This is a genomic window from Tepidimicrobium xylanilyticum, assembly GCF_900106765.1.
GTDB classification, from domain to species: Bacteria; Bacillota; Clostridia; order Tissierellales; family Tepidimicrobiaceae; genus Tepidimicrobium; species Tepidimicrobium xylanilyticum.
Genome location: NZ_FNNG01000011.1, coordinates 67,413 through 89,736, shown reverse-complemented (window position 1 = coordinate 89,736; position 22,324 = coordinate 67,413). Strand labels below are relative to the sequence as shown.

Genomic DNA, 22,324 nt, shown 5'->3' with positions numbered 1-22,324 from the left:
TGATAGATAATTTTCCATTATTTAAAGGCAAAAAGAAGTATGCTAAATGTGTAGAATATGGTTTTTTTATAGAATTAACTGATTAAATACTGAAAAAGCATGGGAACAAACTGGGTATAAAGAATTTAGAAGACTGTAAAATCGATATAGAGATAAGACAAATTGTTGAAGAAACCCCTTATGAACGCAAGGAGGAGTAGGGAAAATGTACAAATATATCGAGTTTAAAGATGTAAAAAAAGTTTATAAAATGGGGGATGTAGAGATTAATGCTTTGAATGGTGTAAACTTTTCCATCAACAAAGGTGAGTTAGTTATTGTAGTAGGAGCTAGTGGAGCTGGCAAAAGTACCATATTGAATATATTGGGAGGAATGGATAGACCTACTTCGGGGGAAATATATGTGGACAACAAGAAAGTACACAATCTTTCTGATAAGGAACTGATTACCTATAGGAGAAATGATATTGGATTTGTATTCCAGTTTTATAATTTAGTTCAAAATTTAACTGCAAGGGAAAATCTGGAATTGGCAACACAAATATGTAAGAACCCTTTAGATATTGATCGGGTATTGGAGGATGTAGGATTAAGCCATAGAAAAAATAATTTCCCTTCCCAATTATCTGGAGGAGAGCAACAAAGAGTAGCAGTAGCGAGAGCCTTAGCAAAAAATCCTAAACTTCTACTATGCGATGAGCCTACAGGTGCCTTAGACTATAATACAGGAAAATCCATATTAAAACTACTACAAGATACATGTAGAAAAACTGGAATGACTGTAGTTATCATAACCCATAATTTAGCTATTGCTCCTATGGGTGATAAAATAATCAAGGTAAGAAATGGCATAGTAGAAAGTCAAACTATAAATGAAAATCCAGTTCCAGTAGAAAGGATTGAATGGTAGTTATGAAAGATCCTCTATTAAAAGACATTGCACGAGACATAAAAAAGTCCCTCGGTAGATTTTTATCTATAACGGCCATCATAGCCTTGGGGGTGACTTTTTTTACTGGGGTAAAGATAGCCCCAGAAGATATGAAAAAAACTGCTGATAAATATTATGATGATTATAATTTAATGGATATAAGGATTGTGTCCACATTGGGTTTAACCGAAGATGATTTAAAAGAAGTTGAGAAAGTAGAAGGAATAGACAAAGTTATTGGCAGTTATACTATAGATGTTTTAGCTAAATTCGATGAACAGGAAGTGGTGCTAAGGGTTCATCAGTTGCCAGAGGAAAATGGTATTAATAATATAAGATTGATAGAAGGAAGATTACCTGAAAAGCCCTGGGAATGTGTAATAGAAAAGGGTAAAATTGGTGAACTTATAGTGCCAATTGGCTCTACCATAAGATTAGAATCGGGGCAGGAAGAACCTTTAAGCGATTATTTAGAATATAAGGAGTTTAAAGTTGTAGGACTGGTTCAAAGTCCATATTATTTATCCTTTCAGAAGGGCAGCAGCAATATCGGTACCGGTCAGGTTAAAACCTTTATCATGATCCCAAAAGAAAATTTTAAACTGGATTACTATACTGATATCTATTTAACAGTTAAAGGAGCTAAGGAATTAAATTCCTATGATGATGAATATTTCAATATCATCGATCCGATTACAGCTCAACTAGAAGAAATAGCAAAAGAAAGGGAAGTTATAAGGTATGAGGAGATAATCCAGGAAGCTAAAGAAGATTTGGAAAAAGGTAAGAGGGAGTACTTTGATAAAAAAGAAGAAGTAGAAAGGGAACTTGCCGATGCACTGAAAGGAATTGAAGATGGGAAAGAAGAAATAGCTAAAGGAGAAAGGGAGTTAGAGAATAGGGAGAGGGAATTTTATAAAACCATTAGAGAAGGAAAGGCAAAATTAGATAATGCGGAAAGGAACCTGCAAAAAGGTGAAGAAGAATATAATTTAGCCTTAAGAACCTTTGAAGAAAACAAAAAACTAGCCGAAGAAGAATTTAAGAAAGCTGAAGAAGAGATTAAAAAGGGGGAAAAAGGAATAGTAGAATTAGAAAATTCAATTACCCAAATCAATATGGCCTTGGAAAATCTCTTGCTTCCCGAGAAAGAAAAAGAAAAGCTAACCGTGGAACTTCAAACTTTAACCAAAACGTTAGAAGAAACGAAGGAATCTGTTGAAATTGGCAAAAGGGAAATGGAATTAAAAAGGCTTGAATTAACAAAGGGAGAGAAAGAATTAGCAAAAACTAAGGAATGGCTCGATTCTACTAGGAAAGCAATTGAAGATGAAAGACAAAAACTAATAGAAGGAGAAAGAACAGGGCTTTTAGAAATTGAAAAGGCTAGAAAGGACTTAGAAAAGGCAAAGGAGGAAATTCAAAAAGGAGAAAAAGAATACATAGAAGCTAAGGAGGAAGTTGAAAGAGAATTAGGAAAGGCATGGAAAGAGATAGAGGATGCAGAAGAAGAGATTGAGGACATTGAAAAAGGAAAATGGTATGTTTTGGATAGGAATAGCCATTACTCCTATGTGGATTATGGTGGAGCAGCAGATAGAATTGATGCTCTATCCCAGGTCTTCCCAGTATTTTTTGCCTTAGTATCAGCTCTAGTTTGTTTAACCACTATGACTAGAATGGTAGATGAGCAGAGGGTAAATATTGGTACATTAAAGGCACTAGGTTATGGCAAAGGCCCTATAGCTTTAAAATATATTTTGTATGCTTTATTTGCGACCCTATTAGGTTGTATTATAGGGATTGCTATAGGATTTACATTATTCCCAACTGTAATATTTAATGCCTATGGGATAATGTATATGCTGCCACCAGTTGAGCTTCACTTTAATCCAATTTTAGCCTTATCTACATCTTTGATTGCAATAGGGCTTACCACTTTTACTGCATATATATCTTGCAGTAATGAATTAAAGGAAACTACAGCAGCTCTCTTAAGGCCAAGAGCTCCTAAGGCTGGTAAGCGAATACTCCTTGAAAAAATACCACTTATCTGGAATAGATTTAATTTTAGTTGGAAAGTGACCATTAGGAATATATTTAGATATAAGCGGAGATTCTTCATGACTGTTTTTGGGGTTGCAGGTTGTACTGCATTAATTTTAGCAGCTTTTGGGATTCGGGATTCCATTAGAACAGTTGTAGATAGGCAATTTGGAGAATTGTTTACCTATGATATAGCAATAGGATTAAGCTTTGAGTCAACAGAATATCTAGAGGATGAAAGAATTCTAGGATACGAATTGCTTTACAAAGAAATGGGAGAAATCAGCTTTAATTCTACTACCAAAGATATTACCATAATTGTTCCAGAGGATATTGATTCTATTAGTAGATTTATTAATCTTCGAAATAGGAAAGATAAAACTACTATCCCTATACCAGAAAAAGGGGTTGTTATTACAGAACAGGTTAGTAGGAGTTTAGGTATTAAAGTTGGGGATGAAATAGTATTTAGGAATAGCGAAAATGACGAGGAGAGAGTAAAAATCCAAGGGATTGCAGAAAACTACATTGGAAACTATATATATCTAACCAAAGAATATTATGAAGAGATTTTCTCGGAGAAAGTAAAATACAATGAAGCTATTGGAGAGATTAAGGAAAAAACTAGAAAATTTCAAGATAAGCTTTCAAAAGACTTATTAAGCAAAGAAGGTATCTATAATGTTAGCTTTAATACAACTATAAAGGAAGATTTTGATGATACTATATGGAGTTTAAGCTATGTAGTATTGGTCATGATATTTTCTGCAGGGGCCTTGGCTTTTGTAGTATTGTATAATCTAACCAATGTAAATATATCGGAAAGGATAAGGGAGATTGCCACCATAAAGGTATTAGGTTTCTATGACAGGGAAGTATCTGCTTATATCTACAGAGAAAATATCATATTGACCATTTTAGGCACCTTAGCAGGCCTTGTTATTGGAATATTTCTACACAGGTATATAATGACTACCGTTGAAATGGATAATTTAATGTTTGGATTGGAATTAGAGTTTAGATCCTATATTATTTCCATAGTATTAACCCTTGGATTTGCAGCTCTTGTGAATATGGCTATGTACTGTAAACTGAAGAATGTCAAAATGGTGGAATCCCTTAAAAGCATAGATTAAAATCAAATGAAAATAATACTCCCAATTAAACTGATTTGTTAATGGGAGTATTATTTTTTTCTATGAAGGAATTCAATAAAGAATGTGGAATTATATAAATAAGTGAAAATATTGGAGAGGGGCGTATAATGAAAAGAGTTAAATTTGTAATCCTTATTTTTTTATTTATAAACTACATATTTCCTTCTACAGTAAAGGCAGACATAGGTCCTAAACCATCAATAAAGTTAATAGTCGAAAATCCTCCTGAAGGTAAATACTATCTTGATTTATTGATAGATTATGAAATGTCTCATTCCTATACCAATGTGAAGGAAAAAGATTTGGATGACATAAATGTGTATAATATTTTAAAAAATTACAAGGTGGATGGATGGCGTCCAGCCCTAGTTACAGGTACCAAAGTTCCTTTATTTGGAGAGCTTACAGGAAAAATAGAAAATGATACAATGGTTCATTCATTTAGCTATTTAGGAGTGCCCGATAGATTTAAGGTAATAATAGTTAAAGAATCTGGAGAAGTAGTAGTTTCTAGGTAGTATATTGAAGTTAACTAATGTAATATTTATAATTTTAGGGTTAATTTTTACTAGCCTTGGACTGATAGAAGTTGCAATACACCTATTACCTACTACACTCTTTTTAATCGTAGCTTCAATATTGTTTGCAAAGGGTTCTAAATAGATTTGATACTTGGTTTAGAAGCACAAAGTTATATTAAAACTATGCTGAAGATTTCATTAGAGATGGATCTATGACCTTAAAAAGGCAAGTAAAATTAATGGTATTGTCGGATCTTATCTAAATAATTCTATTAATAATATCAAATAACAGATTTGTTAAATTATTTATAGTCCTGATAATAATAGTTAAATACTATTATTTTATTTTCAAAATTGAAACTAAAAGGGAATGAAAATTTCAATATACTTATATGTTTTTTTAAACTGTTATTGTTCTATTACCGGAAGCAAACATGCATAATATTATCATAAACCACAATTACTACTACGAAGATATCTGATATATTATTAATAAAAAGTAAATTATGAGGTGAGGAAGAATGGAATTATTTACAAGTAAAAAATGGTGGGGTTACACAGGGAGGTTTTTGCTTATCCACATTGTTACTTATAGCATAGTAGCAGTTGTGTTTTCATTTGTGAAGGATGCTTTACCAACTTCAAGCAGAATAGCTTTAGATTTTTACAAACTATATGAACCATTCAATTTTTTAGTATTAATTACCCAAATTATACGGGGGATTATTATATCTTTTGCTCTTTACCCTTTTTATAATTCCATCATAAAAAGTAGTCGTAGGGTGCTAGTCCTTTTTGGTTTGCTGTGGGGAATGGTGGTTGTAGGGTCCCTTGAGCCATTACCCGGTTCAATTGAAGGTATGATTTACACGACAACAACCCTACTTGAACATCTTATGGTGATGATAGCTGGCGCTATTCAGGCTTTACTGTTTTCATGGCTATTCCTGTGCTGGGAATATAAGGTTGGGAAGATAGATTTAATAAGGGACAGGCATGAAAAAAGATATAAGGATTATTTGACTCGATTCATACTGCTTCATGTTATTACTTATACGCTTATAGGAGTTCTTTTCTATCAACTTCAAGATTATAAAGTAGCTTTTGAAGTCCAAGAATATTTTAAACTTTTCCGTCCCACTGATCACCCTCTTGTAAAATATTCAGTATTTATTCAAATATTACGTGGGGGAATTTTGGCAGTATTTCTTTATCCTTTTTATCACATTTTTATGGGGCGGGAGCAAGGCTGGATATTATTGTTTGGTTTAACAGTACTTGGTTCAATGGTATTTATTCCTAATTTTATCATCAGACTTACTGAGGTTTCTTTTATTCAAGTGGTTCTTGAAAATATAGTTGGGCTGCCTGAAATTGTTGTTCAGATATTGCTTTTTTCATGGTTGTATATAAAATGGGAAGAGAAAAAAACAGAGCAAACTAATGAAAAAGTATAATAACAGTAGGGGAAGGAACATTACAAAGAATATTGTTAGCAGCCTTGTTGTACTTAAAATTATTATCTAAGCAGTACAATTTTACCAATTATAAGATGTATAGGACATATCTATTACAGATTAGGTCTATTTTTCGAGCTGGGTTTATGATGGGTGATATAATTACCTATCATTTTTGTTTTAGATAAGAACAGCTAAAAAGAAGGAATTTGAAAAGAAAACTAGAATATATATCAATGTCAAGAATTGGTAAGAAAAGATCATATTTTGGAAGGATTGGAGACAAGGAATAAATTTGAAAAACCATAGTAACTAGCTTTGCGATTGGCTTGGTAAGACTATGTTAAAGAACGAATATTTTTTCAAAGTTATAACTCATTATAGACTTAAAGTTATGGATTTAGTGTTGAACAGAAGCTGAGATTATATGGATGTTGTAGTCGTCCATGGTGTACGATAAGGGAAATATTCATAATTACAAATATTATATGATTGGGGTAGTAAAATGTCACAAAAAAGGGAATTTCGAAGGTCGTGTATTTCAGATTTAGGACATGTTCTACAAATGGAGAATGATTTTTGAAAGGGTTTAATTTTTGAAGAAAATGTAAGGCAGTTTCTTTCAAATCCATTAAATTGGATTTTTGCATGTGTCCAAGATAACAAAATCATTGGTTTTGCCTATGGATATAAACTTAATCATCTGGATAATAATGGTAATATGTTATACATTCATGAAGCAGCTATACCTCCTCAATATCAAAGACAAGGTATTGGATTTCAAATTATTAATGGTATAAAGAATGCTTGAAAACTGAAAGGTATTTGTAAATTCTTTTTATTTACACAGAAACATAATACTGCTGCTTGCGCACTGTATGAAAAAGCTGGAGGAGAGAAATTAAATAATATTCAAGATGTAATTTATTTTTTTAGTAAGTTTAATTAATTTTCTATAGATCTTTATTTTTTTAAGAAAGCAAAAAATATGGGGGTGTAAATATGTTTAAGGCAATTCCTAATAAAGAACAAATAGAATCCTTATTAGGTGAAATAGCGATGGAAGCGTGGAATGAACTTGTTCAATTTGTCGAGTCAAATTATGAATTTGACCCTGTATGGGAAGAAGGTGGGAAATATGGGGTTTGGGAAGTAAAATATCGCAGAAGCGGTAGAACTTTATGTGCGTTTTATGTAAAAGAGGGACAGTTTACTGCATTAGTTATATTTGGGAAAGCAGAAAGACAGAAATTTGAGTTATTGCAAAATGAATTTTCGCTTGAAATTATCGAGTTATATTCGAATACTCGCCAATACCATGATGGTAAATGGTTATGGATCAATGTTTCTGATATGAGTTTAGTTGAAGATATTAAGAGATTGATAACAATCAAAAAGAAACCTAAAAAGATGCGGAACTAATTGTTTAAGCATAAAATATATATAAATAAAGCAAAAAAGGAAATGTTTTAGATTTTTTGCGTGATATCATAAAATTGGAAAACATACTTGCAAGTATGAATTTGTTAAAAGGGGTAGCAGTATGGAGAATGTGGATATTATACAAAAAAGCATCGATTATATTGAAGAAAATTTAAAAGCTGAATTAACGGTTGAAGAGCTAGCAAAAAACTCAGGTTTTTCACTATTCCATTATTATCGAATATTTCAAACTGAAAGTGGCATGCCAGTCATGCAATATATATTATTACGAAAGCTTAAGAATGCAATTTACGAGATAAGCTGCGGAAAAAAAGCTATTGATGTGGCATTAGATTATGGATTTGAAACTTATGCAGGGTTTTTTAAAGCTTTTAAAAGAGAATTCGGTACTTCTCCAACCCAGTATTTAAAAAAACATACTGTTAACAAACCCCACAAAATCATTTTGAAACAGGGGGAATACATTATGATATCACATAAAAAAATAAGGAAAATATTGACTAATTGGAATTTAGCCAATGTTGATATTATAGATATATATCATGAAGGCAATGGATTTAAATTAGAAAATGTTTGGTATATAAACGGTAACTTGGTTTTAAAAGTATATAAAAATTTATATAGATTGAAAAATGATATAAAAATCTCTAAATCCTTATTAAAAGCAGGGTTTGAATCTCCAACTCCTATGAAAACATATGATGGTCATGATTATGTAATAGATGATGATATCTATTTTTACCTTACCAATCGGATAAAAGGAGAAAGGGTAAAAAGTAGTGCTTGTTATAAAGATGATTTTGAAATTAAAATGCAGCACTTAGGTGCAGCTATAGGTAAATTGCATTTAGCTTTGAATAAATTTGATGAGGAAGTCCTTTTAAATGAACCAAATCTTTATGAAACTATAAAGGACTGGGCAATACCCGAAATAAAAAAATACATGGACCTGCCAGATAGTTTTTATGAGAACTATCTAAAGAATTTTGAAGGATTGTATCCAGACTTACCAAGACATGCAATCCACCGAGATCCTAATCCAAGCAATATTATAATGAAAGATGGCAAAATAGTAGGATTTATTGACTTTGAACTGTCAGAAAAGAATGTTAGAATTTTTGATCCTTGTTATGCTTCTACTGCAATTCTATCTGAAAGTTTTGATGAAAATGATTTTAACAAGCTGCAAAAGTGGATTGCAATTTATATGGATATAATTGATGGGTATGATAGTATTTGCAAATTATCTCATAAGGAAAAACAGGCTATTCCTTTTGTAATATTTGCAATTCAAATGATATGTGTAGCATATTTTAGTAATATAGAAAAATATGCTAAACTTGCTGAAGTGAATAAAAAATTCTTAGATGGTTATATGACAATAAAGACTTATTAAATATTATACGACAATAATCTGGCAAACTTTAAAGTTTGCTAGATTTTTTAATTTGCCTGAATCATTAGCTGTGGGAATTCGTTGGAGAAAAGAAGGAGTTATATAAGAAATGTAGAATATTATATGATAGGGATTAGTAATAAAAAATTTCTTATAATTAAAGATGTTTCTGAACTTTGATTGGAAATAATTTGTTAACCAAATATAAAGGATGAATAAGTATGTCTAAACGAATTAAAGTATCTGTAAGAAACTTAGTCGAGTTTGTACTTCGTTCAGGAGATATAGATAATACCTTTGTGGGAAGTACTAGGGCTGTAGAAGGGACAAGAGCCCATCAAAAGGTGCAAAGCTCTTATGGGGCAGAATATACTCCAGAGGTTGTATTAAGTCATGTTTTAAGCTTCGAGGATTTTACACTAGAGGTAGAAGGTAGAGTAGATGGCATTATAAGGATAGATGAATATATAATTATAGATGAGATTAAAAGCACTGTAAGGTCTTTAGAAGATATTGAAGAAGATTATAATCCACTCCACTGGGCTCAAGGAAAATGCTATGGATACATATATGCAAAAGGAAATAGGCTAGATGAATTGCAGGTTCAACTTACTTATTTTAACATTGAATCGGAAGAGACTAAGAAATTTATTAAATCCTACACTTTTCAAGAATTAGAAGAGTTTTTTCTAGGGCTAATTGAAAAATATGTAGAATGGGCAAGTATAGTTTATTACTGGCAAAAGGTTAGGAATGAATCCATAAAAGAGCTTTCTTTTCCCTTTAAAAGCTATAGGAAAGGTCAGAGGAAATTGGCCGTTGCAGTATATGAGACCGTACTTAATGGAAAGAACCTTTTTGTCCAAGCTCCAACAGGAATAGGAAAGACTATTTCCACTATATTTCCTTCCATTAAAGCTATTGGGGAGGGTATTGCTTCTAAGGTATTCTATTTAACGGCAAAGACTATTACTAGAGAGGCAGCTTTAAACTCTATAAAACAGATGATATGGAAAGGGCTAAGAATTAAGTCCATCGTTATTACTGCAAAGGAGAAAGTATGTTTGAATCAGGAAGTAAAGTGTAATCCTAAAGACTGTCCTTATGCCAAAGGGCACTTCGACAGGGTGAATAAAGCTATAATGGATCTTTTAAACAATGAAGACATGATAACAAGGGAAATTGTAGAAAAATATGCAGAATATTATAAGGTATGTCCCTTTGAATTTTCTTTGGATTTAAGCCTTTGGAGTGATGTAATTATATGCGACTATAATTATGTATTCGATCCAAACGTAAGTTTAAAAAGATTTTTTGAGGGAAATGGGGATGATTATATATTCTTAATAGATGAAGCACATAATTTAGTAGATAGGTCTAGGGATATGTTTTCAGTTGAAATTATGAAAGAGCCATTTTTAAAATATAAGAGATTATTTAAAGAAGAGTTTCCGAATATTTCAAAGGCTTTTAACAATTGTAATAATGTTATGAATAGAATAAAAAGAAAGTATCTTTCTATTGAAAATTATTACTATCAGAAAGAGGAAATAATCGATTTATATTCTCCGATAACTAAGCTAATAAAGGAGTTGGAAGAATGGCTTATAAATCAAAAAGGCCATAAACTTTATGAGGAGGCACAAGAACTATATTTTCAATTATTAAGATTTGTAAAAATAGCCGATTTATATGATAAGAGATATGTAACATATATTGAATTGATAGGTAAGGATTTACTTTTGAAGTTGTTTTGTGTAGATCCTTCCAACCTGTTAAGTGAGATACTGAAAAAGGGAAAAGCAGCTATATTTTTTTCTGCCACATTAACCCCCCTTGACTATTATAGGGATGTACTAGGGGGAAATGAGGAGGATTATATCATTAGGTTTTCTTCGCCCTTTCCTAAGGATAACCTGTGTGTTTTAGTAGGAGATAATATTTCTACTAAATATAAGGATAGAGATAAAACTTACTCAAAGGCAGTGGAATATATTGAAGAATTTGTTTTACAAAAAGAGGGGAATTATTTCGTCTTCTTTCCTTCCTATAAATACATGGAGCAAATATATCAATGCTTTATTGACAGAAACCCAGATATTAAGACTATTATTCAGGAAAGCTCCATGTCAGAGAAAGAGAGGGAAGAATTTTTAGATAGATTTAATCATGAAAATGAGGGTACAATGGTGGCTTTTGCAGTATTAGGGGGTATATTTTCAGAAGGAATAGATTTAATAGGGGATAAACTCATAGGGGCTGTAATTGTAGGAGTAGGACTGCCTCAGATATGTTTTGAAAGAGATATTATTAGGGAATATTTTCAATCTTTAAATGGACTTGGATATGAATATGCATACATGTATCCTGGCATGAATAAGGTCCTTCAGGCAGCTGGTCGAGTTATAAGGAGTGAGACGGATAAGGGAGCCATACTCCTTATAGATGATAGATTTGGTACTATAAAATACAAAAGATTATATCCAAGAGAGTGGTTTCATTATGAAAGGGTGGGAAATTCAGAGTCTATTAGAGCAAAATTAATGGAATTTTGGTCCTTGTAGAGAAATGATGAAAATAATGAACCTATTATGAGTTTATATTATGATGATTAATATTATAAGTTTTAAATAGAAAGGATGGGAAAGATGAGACCTATGCATATGGCAGGCTTTCTTTATATTTTTAATATTATTTTTGAAATTACCAAATTCGTGGCACTTTTGTTTTTTATAAGGGTATGTATGACCTATTTAAAAAATAATTCATAAGGGATATTTGGGAGCTTTGTAAATGATAATAAAAGAATATAGGGATAGCGATAATTTAGATTGGGTAAGGTGTGAGGTTTTATCCTTTTTAGATACTGCATACTTTGACAATGTTTTAAGAAAGAAAGAGAAATATAACAATCCTTCCATAGAATTAGTGGAAAAAATAGATAATAAATAATAAAATAGTGGGCTTATTGGATATAGAGTATGTAATAGAAAAAGGAACTGTATGCTACTATACTCATGAGTTAGGAGGAGTAATATGGCATTTTGCTGTATTGCCTGAGTTTAGAAATACTGGAATAGCAATCCAATTATTAAGTAAAGCAATAGATTTCTTAAGGGAAAAAGTTATAAAAAGGTCGAGGCATGGACAAGGGATGATAAAGGGGTAAATGATTGGCACTTAAGTGGATGATTCACCCTAAAAGATCAATACTTACATGTTTATGGAGACAATAAGGAATGTGATGAAATTGGGGATTCTAAAATTAAAGATTTAATTATATGCACTATTTTTGCTTATTATATGGGCGAAAAAATGGATGCGATTAAGGTTTTTAAATCGTTAGTTAATTTAAAATATGTAATGAAGTTTTAAAAGCTTAATATAAATGATAAAGAAAAGGAGTGGTTTAGATGATTAAAATGGTACATATTTGCGTAATGAGGGTTGGCGAACCATAAACTCTTTAATAAACTAAATGGAGGGGAAGTATGAGAATCGAGAAGGATAATGTTGTTATTAGAAGCGCTACTATCAATGATGCTATTCAGCTAAATAAATGGTGGAATGATGGTACTGTAATGGAGCATGCAGGGTTTCCTAATGGATTGGGAGAACCCTTGGAAGATACTATTGACATTATTAAAAGCAGGGGAGAAAGATTGCGTCATCTCTGCATAATAGAAATTGATGGAAAACCCGTAGGGGAATTAAGTTATAAAATTGAAAGAGATAATGTGGCTTATCCTGGATGGGAAATATGCGATGAGAATTATCAAAACAAAGGATATGGACCTAAGATTATAAAGATGTTATTTGAATTTCTTTTCACTGATGAAGATATAAATTCTAGATGTCCAATAAATAAAATTGTTTGGGATACAATGCTTGAAAACAAAAGAGCTCAACATGTGTATGAAACTAAAATTGGAGCGAAGAAAATTCGCATACGAGAAAACGTATGGCAGGACCAACTAGGAAACTTGCGAACTTTTGTAGAATATGAAATTTCAAGAGAAGACTTTTTCAAGAGATTTATTTCAAGTCATCAGGTTATAAATCAGGATATGATTAAAGGTAGTAATATAAAAATCAAATCATTTGAAGAATTCTATTATAAATCGTTTGTTAATATGTTTTATGCTTATTTTTTGCATGACTTCAATATAGAACTCCAGTATTCACAAGTTGAAGAGATTTGCTTAGACATAATTGAAATGGTAAAAAAACGGATTATATTTCTCGATTTACTGACGATTAATAATGAAGCCAGAGGATTTGTTATCTACCAGATAGATTCTCCAAAAAGTGATTGGTGCCAGAAGGAGGGTTTTGGTTTTATCCGAGAAGTATATATTGAAAGAGAGCTTAGAGAGAAAGGTTTGGGGGGATCACTCATAGCTCATGTTGAGAGAATTCTTAAGGATAAAAATGTTGAACAAATATATTTAACTTCTGATAACGAAACATTCTGGAGTAAATGCGGTTTTATAAAAACTGATGAAATTGGTTATAAAAATCAGGAACCAATTTATGTAAAAAGAATTGATCAGTAATACATAAGTGAATAAGGATGCTCATTGATAAGCATGAAAAGAGATTTGTTAACAAAGGAGTTTTAGGCTCTGGAAGATAAAATTTGTTGTATATAATTTAGATACTATGAAATATATATCAAGTATAGCAAAATATATAACTAAATGTCTTATAAGTAGTAGAGCAGATGAAGTAACACCTTATTTTATGAGTGAAGATATTTACAATTCAGTTAAACACAATCATAAAAGAATTTTTTCTGTGGAGGATAGTGCACATGTTGAGATATTTTTTGACCATCCAACTGAATATGAAGCAAATGTTCTTGAATTTATAAAAGATTTGAACTAAATTATGAATTTGCAGATACGTTAGATATATAGGATTACGAAAAATAAAACTATAGCTATTGTTGAGGAGTTAATGGATGTTAATGTAAAGAATGTGAAGAGAGAATACTAAAAGAATATTGAATTTTTAGCCAATAGAGTTATAAAATATTCTACGGGTAGGTAAAAAAGTAAGAGGAGGAGATTATAAATGAAAATAGAAGATTTGAGAAGGATCAGCAATGAGGAAGAGAGAGTTGCAACCCTCTATGAAATATTTGATGAAGATTCTAGATTATCTTCTAAAGCAACAAGGGTTGAATTTTTTACTACAGTAAGGCATATTGAAAAGCATTTAAAACCTGGAATGAAAATATTAGACTTGGAGCGGGTACTGGAGAATATAGTTTATACTTTGCGGAAAAAGGCTATGATGTAACAGCAATTGAACTGGTTGAAAAACATGTGAACCGAATTAAGGAAAAGAAAAAGCCAGGTATGAGCCTTAAAGTATTTCAAGGGAATGCTTTAGACCTTTCAAATTTTCAGGATAATCAATATGATATAGTTCTCTGTTTTGGCCCCTTGTATCACTTAGGGGATAGAGAGGATCAATTAAAATGCATCGAAGAAGTTAAAAGAGTATGCAAAGAAGAAGGCATAATGTTCTTTGCTTTCATTAACAACGATATGGTCATTGTTACTCAAACTATGTGCTATGAGCCAGACTATCTAATAAATGGGCCATATAATCGCCAAACTTTCAAAGTGAATGATTTTCCCTTTGTATTTATTACAGTCCAACAGGCCAGGGAACTATTGCAATCATCAAAATTGATTATTGTATCTGAAATTGCTGCAGATGGTTTAAGTGAATTATTGGCTGATAAAATAAATAATATGGATGATGAAAGTTATAGACTATGGTTAAAGTTTCATTATTATTATAGTGAAAAACCAGAATTTTTAGGAGCAAGTAACCATTTATTATTTGCCGCTAAAAAATAAAAAATAGCAATAATGAGTTGGGAAACTGAAAGGGGATATTAAAGTGAATTATAATTTATACATAGTAAATGTATAAGCAGCCATATATAGGGGGAATAAATGGTTAATTATAAAAAGAAGTGAAAAAGAAGAACATGGTCCAGGGCTTATGTCCTTAGTTGGAGGAAAAGTAGAAACAAATATAGCAGAAGATGGTGTTTTGGAGAGGACTTTAAGAAGGGAAATAATGGAGGAGGTTGGGATAGAAGTTTCAGATATGATACATTATTTGGAGAGCAAATCATTCTTATTAGCCGATGGACAAGTAGTTGTAGATGTGGTTTTTGTGTGTAAATATAAATCAGGAGAAGCACAGCCTGTGGCTACCGATGAAGTTGGGGAAATATATTGGATGACTTGTGAAGAGGTATTAGAAAACGGAAAGGCTCTTATATGGTTAAAGGATACCATCAAAAAAGCTGAAGATGTTAGATTAAGATTAGAAAGAGGGGTATAATGGACATTTTTGAAATGTTTTATAATAACAGAAATGAAGAACAGGCAATACCCATGGCTAAATATATGAGGGATATATTTCCTTTTCTCGGATTTAAAAAGCCAGAAAGGGTTAAGTTATCCAAAGAGTTCTTAAAGGCTAAAAGAAGGGAAGATAAGATTGACTGGGACTTTATTTTTAAATGCTACCAAATGCCTGAAAGAGAATTTCAGTACTTAGCCATAGATTACATGGAAAAGGTAAAGGATAAGTTCACTCCAAAGGATATGGAAAATATAGAAAAGCTAATAACTACAAAATCTTGGTGGGACTCTGTAGATGCTATAAGTAAAATAGTAGGACATGTAGCTATAAAATATCCTAGGATAAAAGAGGACTATATAATAAAATGGATGAAATCAGATAATATCTGGTTAAAAAGGACATCCATCATATTTCAATTGCAATATAAGGATAAAACTGATACCGATTTTTTAGCTAAAGCAATATTGTATAATTCCCAGACTGATGAATTCTTTATAAATAAAGCAATAGGTTGGGCCTTAAGGGAGTATTCTAAAACTAATAAGGAATGGGTAAAGAATTTTATAGATAAAAATGCACTTCATCCTTTAAGCGTTAGAGAAGGAAGTAAGTATTTATAGGAAAATGGGGTGAGATTATGTTTCAAGATTTAAAAATCAGTAAGGCTAGAAAAGAAGATGCCCAAAAGGTATTAGAATTCTTAAATATTGTTGGTGGAGAAAGTGACAACCTGTTGTTTGGTGAAAATGAATTTAAAAATATGCCTGTAAAAAGGGAAATGGAAATAATAGAAAATATCAATTCATCAGATAAATCCGTTATGTTTGTGGGCAAGATTGGGGAAGAAATAGTTTCCATTGGTTCATTACAAGGATTGACAGGTAGAACTCGTATTGCTCATAGAGGTCGACTTGCTATTAGTGTTAAGAAAAAATACTGGAATCAAGGAATTGGTACTAAAATGATGGAAGAACTGATTGCATTTGCAAAAGATATTGCAAAACTAGAAGTTATAGAATTAGAAGTGAGGTCTGATAATCTAAGTGCAATAAGGCTTTATGAGAAATTTGGGTTTAAAAGGATTGGTTTATATAAAAAGTATTTTAAGATTGGTGAAGAATATTTTGATGCTTTACTAATGAATCTCTATCTTTAGTGGTATGCAGATGTGCAAAAATGATTTTATAGCTTAACTTTATATTGACTTTTTTATAATATTATGATATTCTAATAAAAATCTTATAATAGGTCCTTTAAACTGAACCAGAGAGTTCAAAAAGGAAAGTATAAATGCGGGATATTTATGCCTTCCTTTAGGGAGGCTTTTTTCACGCAATCCTTTAACTAGATCCAGTGAGACTAGAAGGAGGTAGAAATATGAAACATTTAATTGATCCTATGGATATTACCATGGATGAATTAGAAAATTTATTGGATTTAGCAGAAAAGATTATGAAAAAGGAAGAGGATTTTAGACAATCTTGTGCTAATAAAATATTAGCTACATTGTTCTATGAACCTAGCACAAGAACAAGACTTAGCTTTGAAGCTGCTATGATTAGACTAGGAGGCAGTGTAATTGGTTTTTCTGAAGCAGGGGTTAGTTCTGCAAGGAAAGGAGAAAGTATTCCCGATACTATTCGTACCGTTAGTTCTTATGTAGATATTATTGCTATGAGACATCCAAAGGAAGGAGCGCCAAAACTGGCTTCCTACTATTCTTCGGTCCCCATCATCAATGCAGGTGATGGCGGTCACCATCATCCTACTCAAACTTTAACCGATATACTTACTATAAAAGTGAAAAAAGGTCAGTTATCCAATCTAACTATTGGATTGTGTGGTGATTTAAAATTTGGTCGCACAGTCCATTCTCTTGTAAAGTCAATGTCTAGGCATGGGAACGAATTTATATTGATTTCCCCTCAAGAGTTACAAATTCCCGAATATATTAAAATGGAATTATCTAGAAATTCTAACTGTTCCTTCATGGAAGTAGAGAAGTTGGAGGATGTAATCGATAAGCTAGATATCCTATATATGACGCGAGTCCAAAGGGAAAGATTTTTCAATGAGGAAGATTACATTAGATTAAAAGATAGCTATATTTTGGATAAGGGAAAATTAAAGCTAGCCAAGAAAGATCTGTGCATTCTTCATCCATTGCCAAGAGTCAATGAAATTAGCTATGAAGTAGATGAAGACCCAAGGGCTTGTTATTTTGAACAGGTGAAATATGGAATGTATATTAGAATGGCCCTTATTTTAAGGTTACTGGGGGTGATGTAATGTTATATATAGATAGCATTTCTAAAGGTATTGTAATAGACCATATAAGGGCGGGTAATGGCTTTAGAATATTCAAATATCTTGGCTTAAATAATGCCGATTTTAGAGTAGCCCTGATAATAAATGCTCAGAGTAAAAAATACGGAAAAAAAGATTTAATAAAAGTTGAGAACGTTATGGATTTGGATCTGACCATGTTAGGCTTCATAGATCCGAATATTACAATAAATATTATTGAAGATGAAAAAGTAGTTAAGAAGATAAATCTGTCTTTACCCAAGGAAGTAGAAGGAATAATCAGCTGTAAAAATCCCAGATGCATAACTTCTGAAGAGAGGCACATAGTCCATAAATTTATTCTAATAGATGAGGAAAAGGGTATATACAAATGCGACTACTGTGATCAGATATATTCATGGGAGGGGTAAAATGGATTTATTAATAAAGAACTGCAGGATAATAGATGAAACTAAGGACATGATGGGAGATATTTATATAAAAAATGGGAAGATAGCTGACTATGGTAAAGATATAGACTTAAACTGCAAAACTATAGATGGGACTAATTTAGTAGCCATGCCTTCTTTCATAGATATGCACGCTCATTTCAGAGAACCAGGATATACCTATAAAGAGGATTTATATACTGGAAGTAAAGCTGCACTAAAAGGGGGCTATACTTGTGTAAACCTAATGGCAAATACCAATCCCATAGTAAGCAGTATGGATATTGTAGCTTATGTTCTCAGTAGAGCAAAAGAATTAGATTTAATAGATATACACCAGACCTTGTCTGTTACAAAGGATTTTGATGGTGAAAGTATAGAACATTTGGATGAGATAGATAACAGGGTTAGATTCATTTCTGATGATGGGAAAGGAATACAATCCAATAATATAATGTATAAAGCTATGATTAAAGCCAAGCAAAAAGGCTTGACCCTAATAGCCCACGAGGAAGATGAAGAAATTTTAAAGATGGATAATAGACTGTCAGAAAATATTATGACTTTGAGAGACCTTTATCTAGCAAAATTGACAGGAGCAAGGCTACATCTTGCTCATGTTAGCACCAAGGAATCTATTGAAATGATTAAAAGGGCTAAAGGTGAAGGGGTTAAGGTCACCTGCGAAGTAACCCCTCACCACATATGCCTATATGATTTGGACTATAGAGTGAATCCACCCATCAGGGAAAAAGAAGATGTAAAGTCTATCATGGAAGGTATTAAAGACGGAACAATAGATGTGATTGCCACAGATCACGCTCCCCATTCATTAGAAGATAAGGAAAAAGGTGCTCCTGGAATATCAGGTTTAGAAACAGCCTTTTCCATATGTTATACCACATTAGTTAAGTCAAATGTTATTTCAATAAACAGATTGTCCCAGTTGATGTCTGGAACTCCTGGACGGTTAATGAAAGTTAATAAAGGTAAAATCAAGAAGGGATATGATGGGGATATGGTATTAGTAGATTTGGATGGAAGAATGATTGTTGATTCTAATAAATTCCTTTCCAAAGGCAAAAATACACCCTTTCATGGAATGGAATTTTATGGAAGAGTACTAGCTACTATATGGAAGGGTCAAATTAAATACAATGGGGGGATAGAAGTTGATAATAGATAGATTATATGAGGAGGTTGAAAAAAAGGGCATTGTATGCGTAGGGCTCGACACCCATTTAGATTATATTCCTAAAAAACTAAAGGACGAATATCAGGATGTAGATAGGATAATGTTTGAGTTCAATAAGAGGATTATAGATAATACTTTGGATATAGTTCCAATATATAAATTGCAGATTGCCTATTATGAAGCCTATGGCATAAAAGGTTTAATGGCATATAAAAGGACACTGGAATATATAAAATCCGCTGGTTCTCTTTCCATAGGAGATATTAAAAGGGGTGATATTTCCTCTACTGCTGAAATGTACGGGAAGGCTCATTTTGAAGGGGATTTTGAAGCTGATTTCATAACCTTAAATCCCTATATGGGCTTTGACACCATTACCCCTTATCTAAAGTATTTGGAGAGAAGAGATAAAGGAATATTTGTACTCCTTAGGACATCAAATCCTGGAGCTAAGGATATTCAATATTTAAAAGCAGGTCCTCAATCAAATTATATCTACTATCATATTGGAGATAGATTAAAAGAGTTAGGACAAAATTATATAGGTAGCTGTGGATATAGTTTAATAGGTGCAGTGGTAGGAGGAACCCATATAGATGAAGGGGAAGAAATAAGAAATAAGTATAAAAATATGTTCTTTCTAATTCCAGGCTATGGTCGCCAAGGGGGAAAGGGAAAAGATGTAGTGATTTACTTAAATAAGAGAAATGGAGGAATAGTTAATTCTTCTAGGGGCATAATAACTTCCTATAAAAAATATGAAGATGGAGATAAAAATTTCGAAAAATATGCGAGGTTAGCTGTATTAGATATGAGGGAGGACATACTAAATGGAGAAAGGATATAAAAAAGGGGTAGTTAAATGGAATATCCAAGTAGCATCAAATATATATGAAATGAAGATGACGCCTCATTCTACTAGGCCTTTTCAAGGAGAACCGGGACAATTCTACATGCTAAGAGGCTGGAAGGGCTTAGATCCTTTTTTGGCAAGACCCATAAGTGTATCCAATATTATTGATGGAGAAATTACTTTTCTTTATGAGGTAAGAGGAAGAGGAACGGATATAATTTCTAAACTTAAATCGGGCGATACTTTGGAGTTAATGGGCCCCTTAGGGAATGGATTTAATACTAGTTTAAAAGGGAATATAGCCTTAATATCGGGAGGTATAGGTATAGCACCGGTTATTTTTTTAGCCAAATCCTTAAAAACTGATGTTGATTTTTATTGTGGTTTTAGAGATGAGGTTTATTGTATAGATGAAATAAAGAAATATAGTAGAAATGTCTATATTTCCACAGAAAATGGGATAGTAGGACATGAGGGTTTGATAACTGAAATCTTTCAACCAGATGGATATGAAGTGGTATATAGCTGTGGACCAGTAGCCATGATGAAGAAGGTAGTTGAAATTTGTGAAGGCAAGGTTCCAGTATATATTTCTATGGAAAGTAGGATGGCTTGTGGCATGGGTGCTTGTTTGGGCTGCAGCATAAAAACCTCTAAAGGGATACAGAGGGTGTGCAAGGAAGGGCCAGTTTTTTTAGGCGAGGAGGTTTTTTTCAGTGATTAATACAAAGGTAAATATCTGTGGAATAGAGTTTAAAAATCCTGTAATTGCAGCTTCTGGAACTTTTGGATTTGGTAGGGAATATGCTAATTATTTTCCACTATCAAAATTAGGTGGTATTTGTACTAAAGGGTTGACTCTAAAGAAAAAAGAGGGTAATAAAGGCATAAGGATATATGAAACTACTGGAGGGATTTTGAATAGTATTGGATTAGAAAATCCAGGTATTAATAATTTTATAAAAGAAGAATTGCCCTTTATGATAGAACAGGGTACGGTAATAATAGCCAATGTAGGAGGAAGCTCAATTGAAGACTATGTAAAGGCTGTAGATAAATTAAACGAAACTGAAATAGATATAGTAGAGTTAAACATATCCTGTCCTAACATAAGAGTTGGAGGTATGGCTTTTGGAATAAAATCTAAAATTGCTTATGAAGTAGTTACCGAAGTAAGAAAGGTATGTAAAAAGCCATTAATAGTCAAACTATCCCCAAATGCAGAAAACATAGTCCATGTAGCTGAAAACTGTGTGAAGGCAGGGGCTGATGGATTATCCCTTGTAAATACTTTTGCTGGTATGGCAATAGATATTGAGAAAAGGAAACCTGTGTTTGATAATATTATAGCTGGATTGTCAGGTCCCTGTATTAAACCTATAGCACTGCGGATGGTGTATGAAGTTTCGAAAGCGGTTGACGTTCCTATTTTAGGAATTGGTGGGATTATGGGTTATAAGGATGCAATAGAGTTTATTATGGCAGGAGCTTGGGCGGTACAGATAGGCAGTGGAAATTTTATAAAACCGACTATTACCTTAGATATAATAGATGGAATTGAGAAATTTATGATAAATGAAGGGATAAAATCTTTAGATGAGATTAGGAGGGTTATATAGATGCTAATAAGTATGTTAAAGGAAACGGGTGCTTTACTAGAAGGACATTTTCTTTTGTCTTCTGGGAAACATAGCGATGTGTATATTCAGTGTGCAAAATTGTTGATGTACCCTGAAAGGGCTGAAAAGGCAATTGGATTAATCGTAGACAAATTAAAGGGAGTAGATTTCGATATTGTAGTGGGCCCTGCCATAGGAGGAATTATTGTTAGTTATGAAATTGGCAGACAAGCGGGCAAACCATCTATCTTTGTGGAGAGGGAAAATGGAAATATGAGGTTGAGAAGGGGTTTTACTATAGAAAAAGGACAAAAGGTATTAATTGCTGAAGATGTAGTAACTACAGGTAAATCCTCCTATGAGGCTATAAAAGTAGTGGAAGAACTTGGTGGGGAAGTTGTAGGAATAGCTTGTTTAGTAGATAGAAGTAAAGAAAAGATTATGTATCCAGTTTATTATGGGGTAAAAATAGAAGCAAATATTTACGATAGCGAAAACTGCTCCCTTTGTAAAATGAATAGGTCAATTGTAAAGCCAGGAAGCAGGTAATTTAATTGGCAATTGACAATTTTTGCTAA

At 32.4% G+C, this 22,324-nt stretch carries 24 protein-coding genes; all 24 read left to right on the top strand.

Translation table 11 applies throughout. The features are described from left to right. The first annotated feature begins 205 nt into the window (after positions 1–205). Positions 206–910, top strand: a complete 705-nt coding sequence (locus tag BLV68_RS11520; protein ID WP_093753964.1) for an ABC transporter ATP-binding protein — start codon at positions 206–208, stop codon at positions 908–910. After that, positions 904–4,113: an ABC transporter permease gene (locus tag BLV68_RS11515; RefSeq protein WP_093753962.1), complete on the top strand. Its 3,210-nt coding sequence runs from the start codon at positions 904–906 to the stop codon at positions 4,111–4,113. Before BLV68_RS11520 ends, BLV68_RS11515 begins: the two co-directional genes overlap by 7 nt. Before the next feature lie 128 nt (positions 4,114–4,241). Continuing rightward, positions 4,242–4,652 (top strand): hypothetical protein, encoded by a 411-nt coding sequence (locus BLV68_RS11510; RefSeq protein ID WP_093753960.1) that lies wholly within the window; start codon positions 4,242–4,244, stop codon positions 4,650–4,652. Positions 4,653–4,656: 4 nt separating this feature from the next. Continuing rightward, positions 4,657–4,797: a DUF454 family protein gene (locus tag BLV68_RS16345; RefSeq protein WP_159428683.1), complete on the top strand. Its 141-nt coding sequence runs from the start codon at positions 4,657–4,659 to the stop codon at positions 4,795–4,797. Between the two features lie 379 nt (positions 4,798–5,176). After that, on the top strand, positions 5,177–6,112 hold the full coding sequence (locus tag BLV68_RS11505) for a hypothetical protein (RefSeq protein WP_093753958.1): 936 nt from the start codon (positions 5,177–5,179) through the stop codon (positions 6,110–6,112). Positions 6,113–6,704: 592 nt separating this feature from the next. Next, positions 6,705–6,923, top strand: a complete 219-nt coding sequence (locus BLV68_RS16340; RefSeq protein ID WP_093753956.1) for a GNAT family N-acetyltransferase — start codon at positions 6,705–6,707, stop codon at positions 6,921–6,923. A 191-nt stretch (positions 6,924–7,114) separates the two neighbouring features. Further along, positions 7,115–7,534: a DUF3788 domain-containing protein gene (locus BLV68_RS11495; protein WP_093753954.1), complete on the top strand. Its 420-nt coding sequence runs from the start codon at positions 7,115–7,117 to the stop codon at positions 7,532–7,534. Between the two features lie 121 nt (positions 7,535–7,655). Continuing rightward, positions 7,656–8,951 (top strand): helix-turn-helix domain-containing protein, encoded by a 1,296-nt coding sequence (locus BLV68_RS11490; RefSeq protein WP_093753952.1) that lies wholly within the window; start codon positions 7,656–7,658, stop codon positions 8,949–8,951. A gap of 221 nt (positions 8,952–9,172) precedes the next feature. Beyond that, positions 9,173–11,515 carry an ATP-dependent DNA helicase gene (locus BLV68_RS11485; protein WP_093753950.1) on the top strand — a complete coding sequence of 781 codons (2,343 nt, stop codon included), beginning with the start codon at positions 9,173–9,175 and terminating at the stop codon, positions 11,513–11,515. A 229-nt stretch (positions 11,516–11,744) separates the two neighbouring features. Then, positions 11,745–11,903, top strand: a complete 159-nt coding sequence (locus tag BLV68_RS15855; protein WP_200773772.1) for a hypothetical protein — start codon at positions 11,745–11,747, stop codon at positions 11,901–11,903. Between the two features lie 7 nt (positions 11,904–11,910). Continuing rightward, positions 11,911–12,120 (top strand): GNAT family N-acetyltransferase, encoded by a 210-nt coding sequence (locus tag BLV68_RS15850; RefSeq protein ID WP_317922132.1) that lies wholly within the window; start codon positions 11,911–11,913, stop codon positions 12,118–12,120. A 322-nt stretch (positions 12,121–12,442) separates the two neighbouring features. Continuing rightward, on the top strand, positions 12,443–13,507 hold the full coding sequence (locus BLV68_RS11475; protein WP_093753948.1) for a GNAT family N-acetyltransferase: 1,065 nt from the start codon (positions 12,443–12,445) through the stop codon (positions 13,505–13,507). Positions 13,508–14,027: 520 nt separating this feature from the next. After that, on the top strand, positions 14,028–14,255 hold the full coding sequence (locus BLV68_RS15845) for a hypothetical protein (protein WP_200773770.1): 228 nt from the start codon (positions 14,028–14,030) through the stop codon (positions 14,253–14,255). Then, complete coding sequence (locus BLV68_RS11465; protein ID WP_200773775.1) at positions 14,192–14,824, top strand: class I SAM-dependent methyltransferase; 633 nt, start codon at positions 14,192–14,194, stop codon at positions 14,822–14,824. Before BLV68_RS15845 ends, BLV68_RS11465 begins: the two co-directional genes overlap by 64 nt. Before the next feature lie 82 nt (positions 14,825–14,906). After that, on the top strand, positions 14,907–15,320 hold the full coding sequence (locus BLV68_RS11460) for an NUDIX hydrolase (RefSeq protein ID WP_200773774.1): 414 nt from the start codon (positions 14,907–14,909) through the stop codon (positions 15,318–15,320). Beyond that, positions 15,320–15,964 carry a DNA alkylation repair protein gene (locus BLV68_RS11455; protein ID WP_093753946.1) on the top strand — a complete coding sequence of 215 codons (645 nt, stop codon included), beginning with the start codon at positions 15,320–15,322 and terminating at the stop codon, positions 15,962–15,964. Before BLV68_RS11460 ends, BLV68_RS11455 begins: the two co-directional genes overlap by 1 nt. 17 nt (positions 15,965–15,981) lie before the next feature. Next, entirely contained in the window at positions 15,982–16,500 is a 519-nt protein-coding gene (locus BLV68_RS11450; protein WP_093753944.1) for a GNAT family N-acetyltransferase, read from the top strand. Between the two features lie 221 nt (positions 16,501–16,721). Next, a complete protein-coding gene (pyrB, locus tag BLV68_RS11445) occupies positions 16,722–17,633 on the top strand; it encodes an aspartate carbamoyltransferase (protein ID WP_093753942.1) in 912 nt (303 codons plus the stop codon). Continuing rightward, the gene (locus tag BLV68_RS11440; protein WP_093753940.1) at positions 17,633–18,061 is read left to right on the top strand and encodes an aspartate carbamoyltransferase regulatory subunit; all 429 of its coding nucleotides are present in this window, start codon (positions 17,633–17,635) and stop codon (positions 18,059–18,061) included. The genes pyrB and BLV68_RS11440 overlap by 1 nt, the downstream gene beginning before the upstream one ends. Position 18,062: 1 nt before the next feature. Further along, positions 18,063–19,265: a dihydroorotase gene (locus BLV68_RS11435; RefSeq protein WP_093753938.1), complete on the top strand. Its 1,203-nt coding sequence runs from the start codon at positions 18,063–18,065 to the stop codon at positions 19,263–19,265. After that, positions 19,252–20,121: an orotidine-5'-phosphate decarboxylase gene (pyrF, locus tag BLV68_RS11430; RefSeq protein ID WP_093753936.1), complete on the top strand. Its 870-nt coding sequence runs from the start codon at positions 19,252–19,254 to the stop codon at positions 20,119–20,121. Before BLV68_RS11435 ends, pyrF begins: the two co-directional genes overlap by 14 nt. Beyond that, entirely contained in the window at positions 20,105–20,851 is a 747-nt protein-coding gene (locus BLV68_RS11425) for a dihydroorotate dehydrogenase electron transfer subunit (RefSeq protein WP_093753934.1), read from the top strand. The genes pyrF and BLV68_RS11425 overlap by 17 nt, the downstream gene beginning before the upstream one ends. Then, positions 20,847–21,746 (top strand): dihydroorotate dehydrogenase, encoded by a 900-nt coding sequence (locus BLV68_RS11420; RefSeq protein ID WP_200773773.1) that lies wholly within the window; start codon positions 20,847–20,849, stop codon positions 21,744–21,746. The genes BLV68_RS11425 and BLV68_RS11420 overlap by 5 nt, the downstream gene beginning before the upstream one ends. Beyond that, entirely contained in the window at positions 21,747–22,295 is a 549-nt protein-coding gene (gene pyrE, locus BLV68_RS11415) for an orotate phosphoribosyltransferase (protein WP_093753930.1), read from the top strand. It abuts the gene before it with no gap. The last annotated feature ends 29 nt before the right edge of the window (positions 22,296–22,324 follow it).

Bases quoted from the DNA above. Each gene is read 5' to 3' on its own strand.
- BLV68_RS11520 (WP_093753964.1), top strand. From the start codon at position 206: ATGTACAAATATATCGAGTTTAAAGATGTAAAAAAAGTTTATAAAATG.
- BLV68_RS11515 (WP_093753962.1), top strand. From the start codon at position 904: ATGGTAGTTATGAAAGATCCTCTATTAAAAGACATTGCACGAGACATA.
- BLV68_RS11510 (WP_093753960.1), top strand. From the start codon at position 4,242: ATGAAAAGAGTTAAATTTGTAATCCTTATTTTTTTATTTATAAACTAC.
- BLV68_RS11505 (WP_093753958.1), top strand. From the start codon at position 5,177: ATGGAATTATTTACAAGTAAAAAATGGTGGGGTTACACAGGGAGGTTT.
- BLV68_RS11495 (WP_093753954.1), top strand. From the start codon at position 7,115: ATGTTTAAGGCAATTCCTAATAAAGAACAAATAGAATCCTTATTAGGT.
- BLV68_RS11490 (WP_093753952.1), top strand. From the start codon at position 7,656: ATGGAGAATGTGGATATTATACAAAAAAGCATCGATTATATTGAAGAA.
- BLV68_RS11485 (WP_093753950.1), top strand. From the start codon at position 9,173: ATGTCTAAACGAATTAAAGTATCTGTAAGAAACTTAGTCGAGTTTGTA.
- BLV68_RS15855 (WP_200773772.1), top strand. From the start codon at position 11,745: ATGATAATAAAAGAATATAGGGATAGCGATAATTTAGATTGGGTAAGG.
- BLV68_RS11475 (WP_093753948.1), top strand. From the start codon at position 12,443: ATGAGAATCGAGAAGGATAATGTTGTTATTAGAAGCGCTACTATCAAT.
- BLV68_RS15845 (WP_200773770.1), top strand. From the start codon at position 14,028: ATGAAAATAGAAGATTTGAGAAGGATCAGCAATGAGGAAGAGAGAGTT.
- BLV68_RS11455 (WP_093753946.1), top strand. From the start codon at position 15,320: ATGGACATTTTTGAAATGTTTTATAATAACAGAAATGAAGAACAGGCA.
- BLV68_RS11450 (WP_093753944.1), top strand. From the start codon at position 15,982: ATGTTTCAAGATTTAAAAATCAGTAAGGCTAGAAAAGAAGATGCCCAA.
- pyrB (WP_093753942.1), top strand. From the start codon at position 16,722: ATGAAACATTTAATTGATCCTATGGATATTACCATGGATGAATTAGAA.
- BLV68_RS11440 (WP_093753940.1), top strand. From the start codon at position 17,633: ATGTTATATATAGATAGCATTTCTAAAGGTATTGTAATAGACCATATA.
- BLV68_RS11435 (WP_093753938.1), top strand. From the start codon at position 18,063: ATGGATTTATTAATAAAGAACTGCAGGATAATAGATGAAACTAAGGAC.
- BLV68_RS11425 (WP_093753934.1), top strand. From the start codon at position 20,105: ATGGAGAAAGGATATAAAAAAGGGGTAGTTAAATGGAATATCCAAGTA.
- pyrE (WP_093753930.1), top strand. From the start codon at position 21,747: ATGCTAATAAGTATGTTAAAGGAAACGGGTGCTTTACTAGAAGGACAT.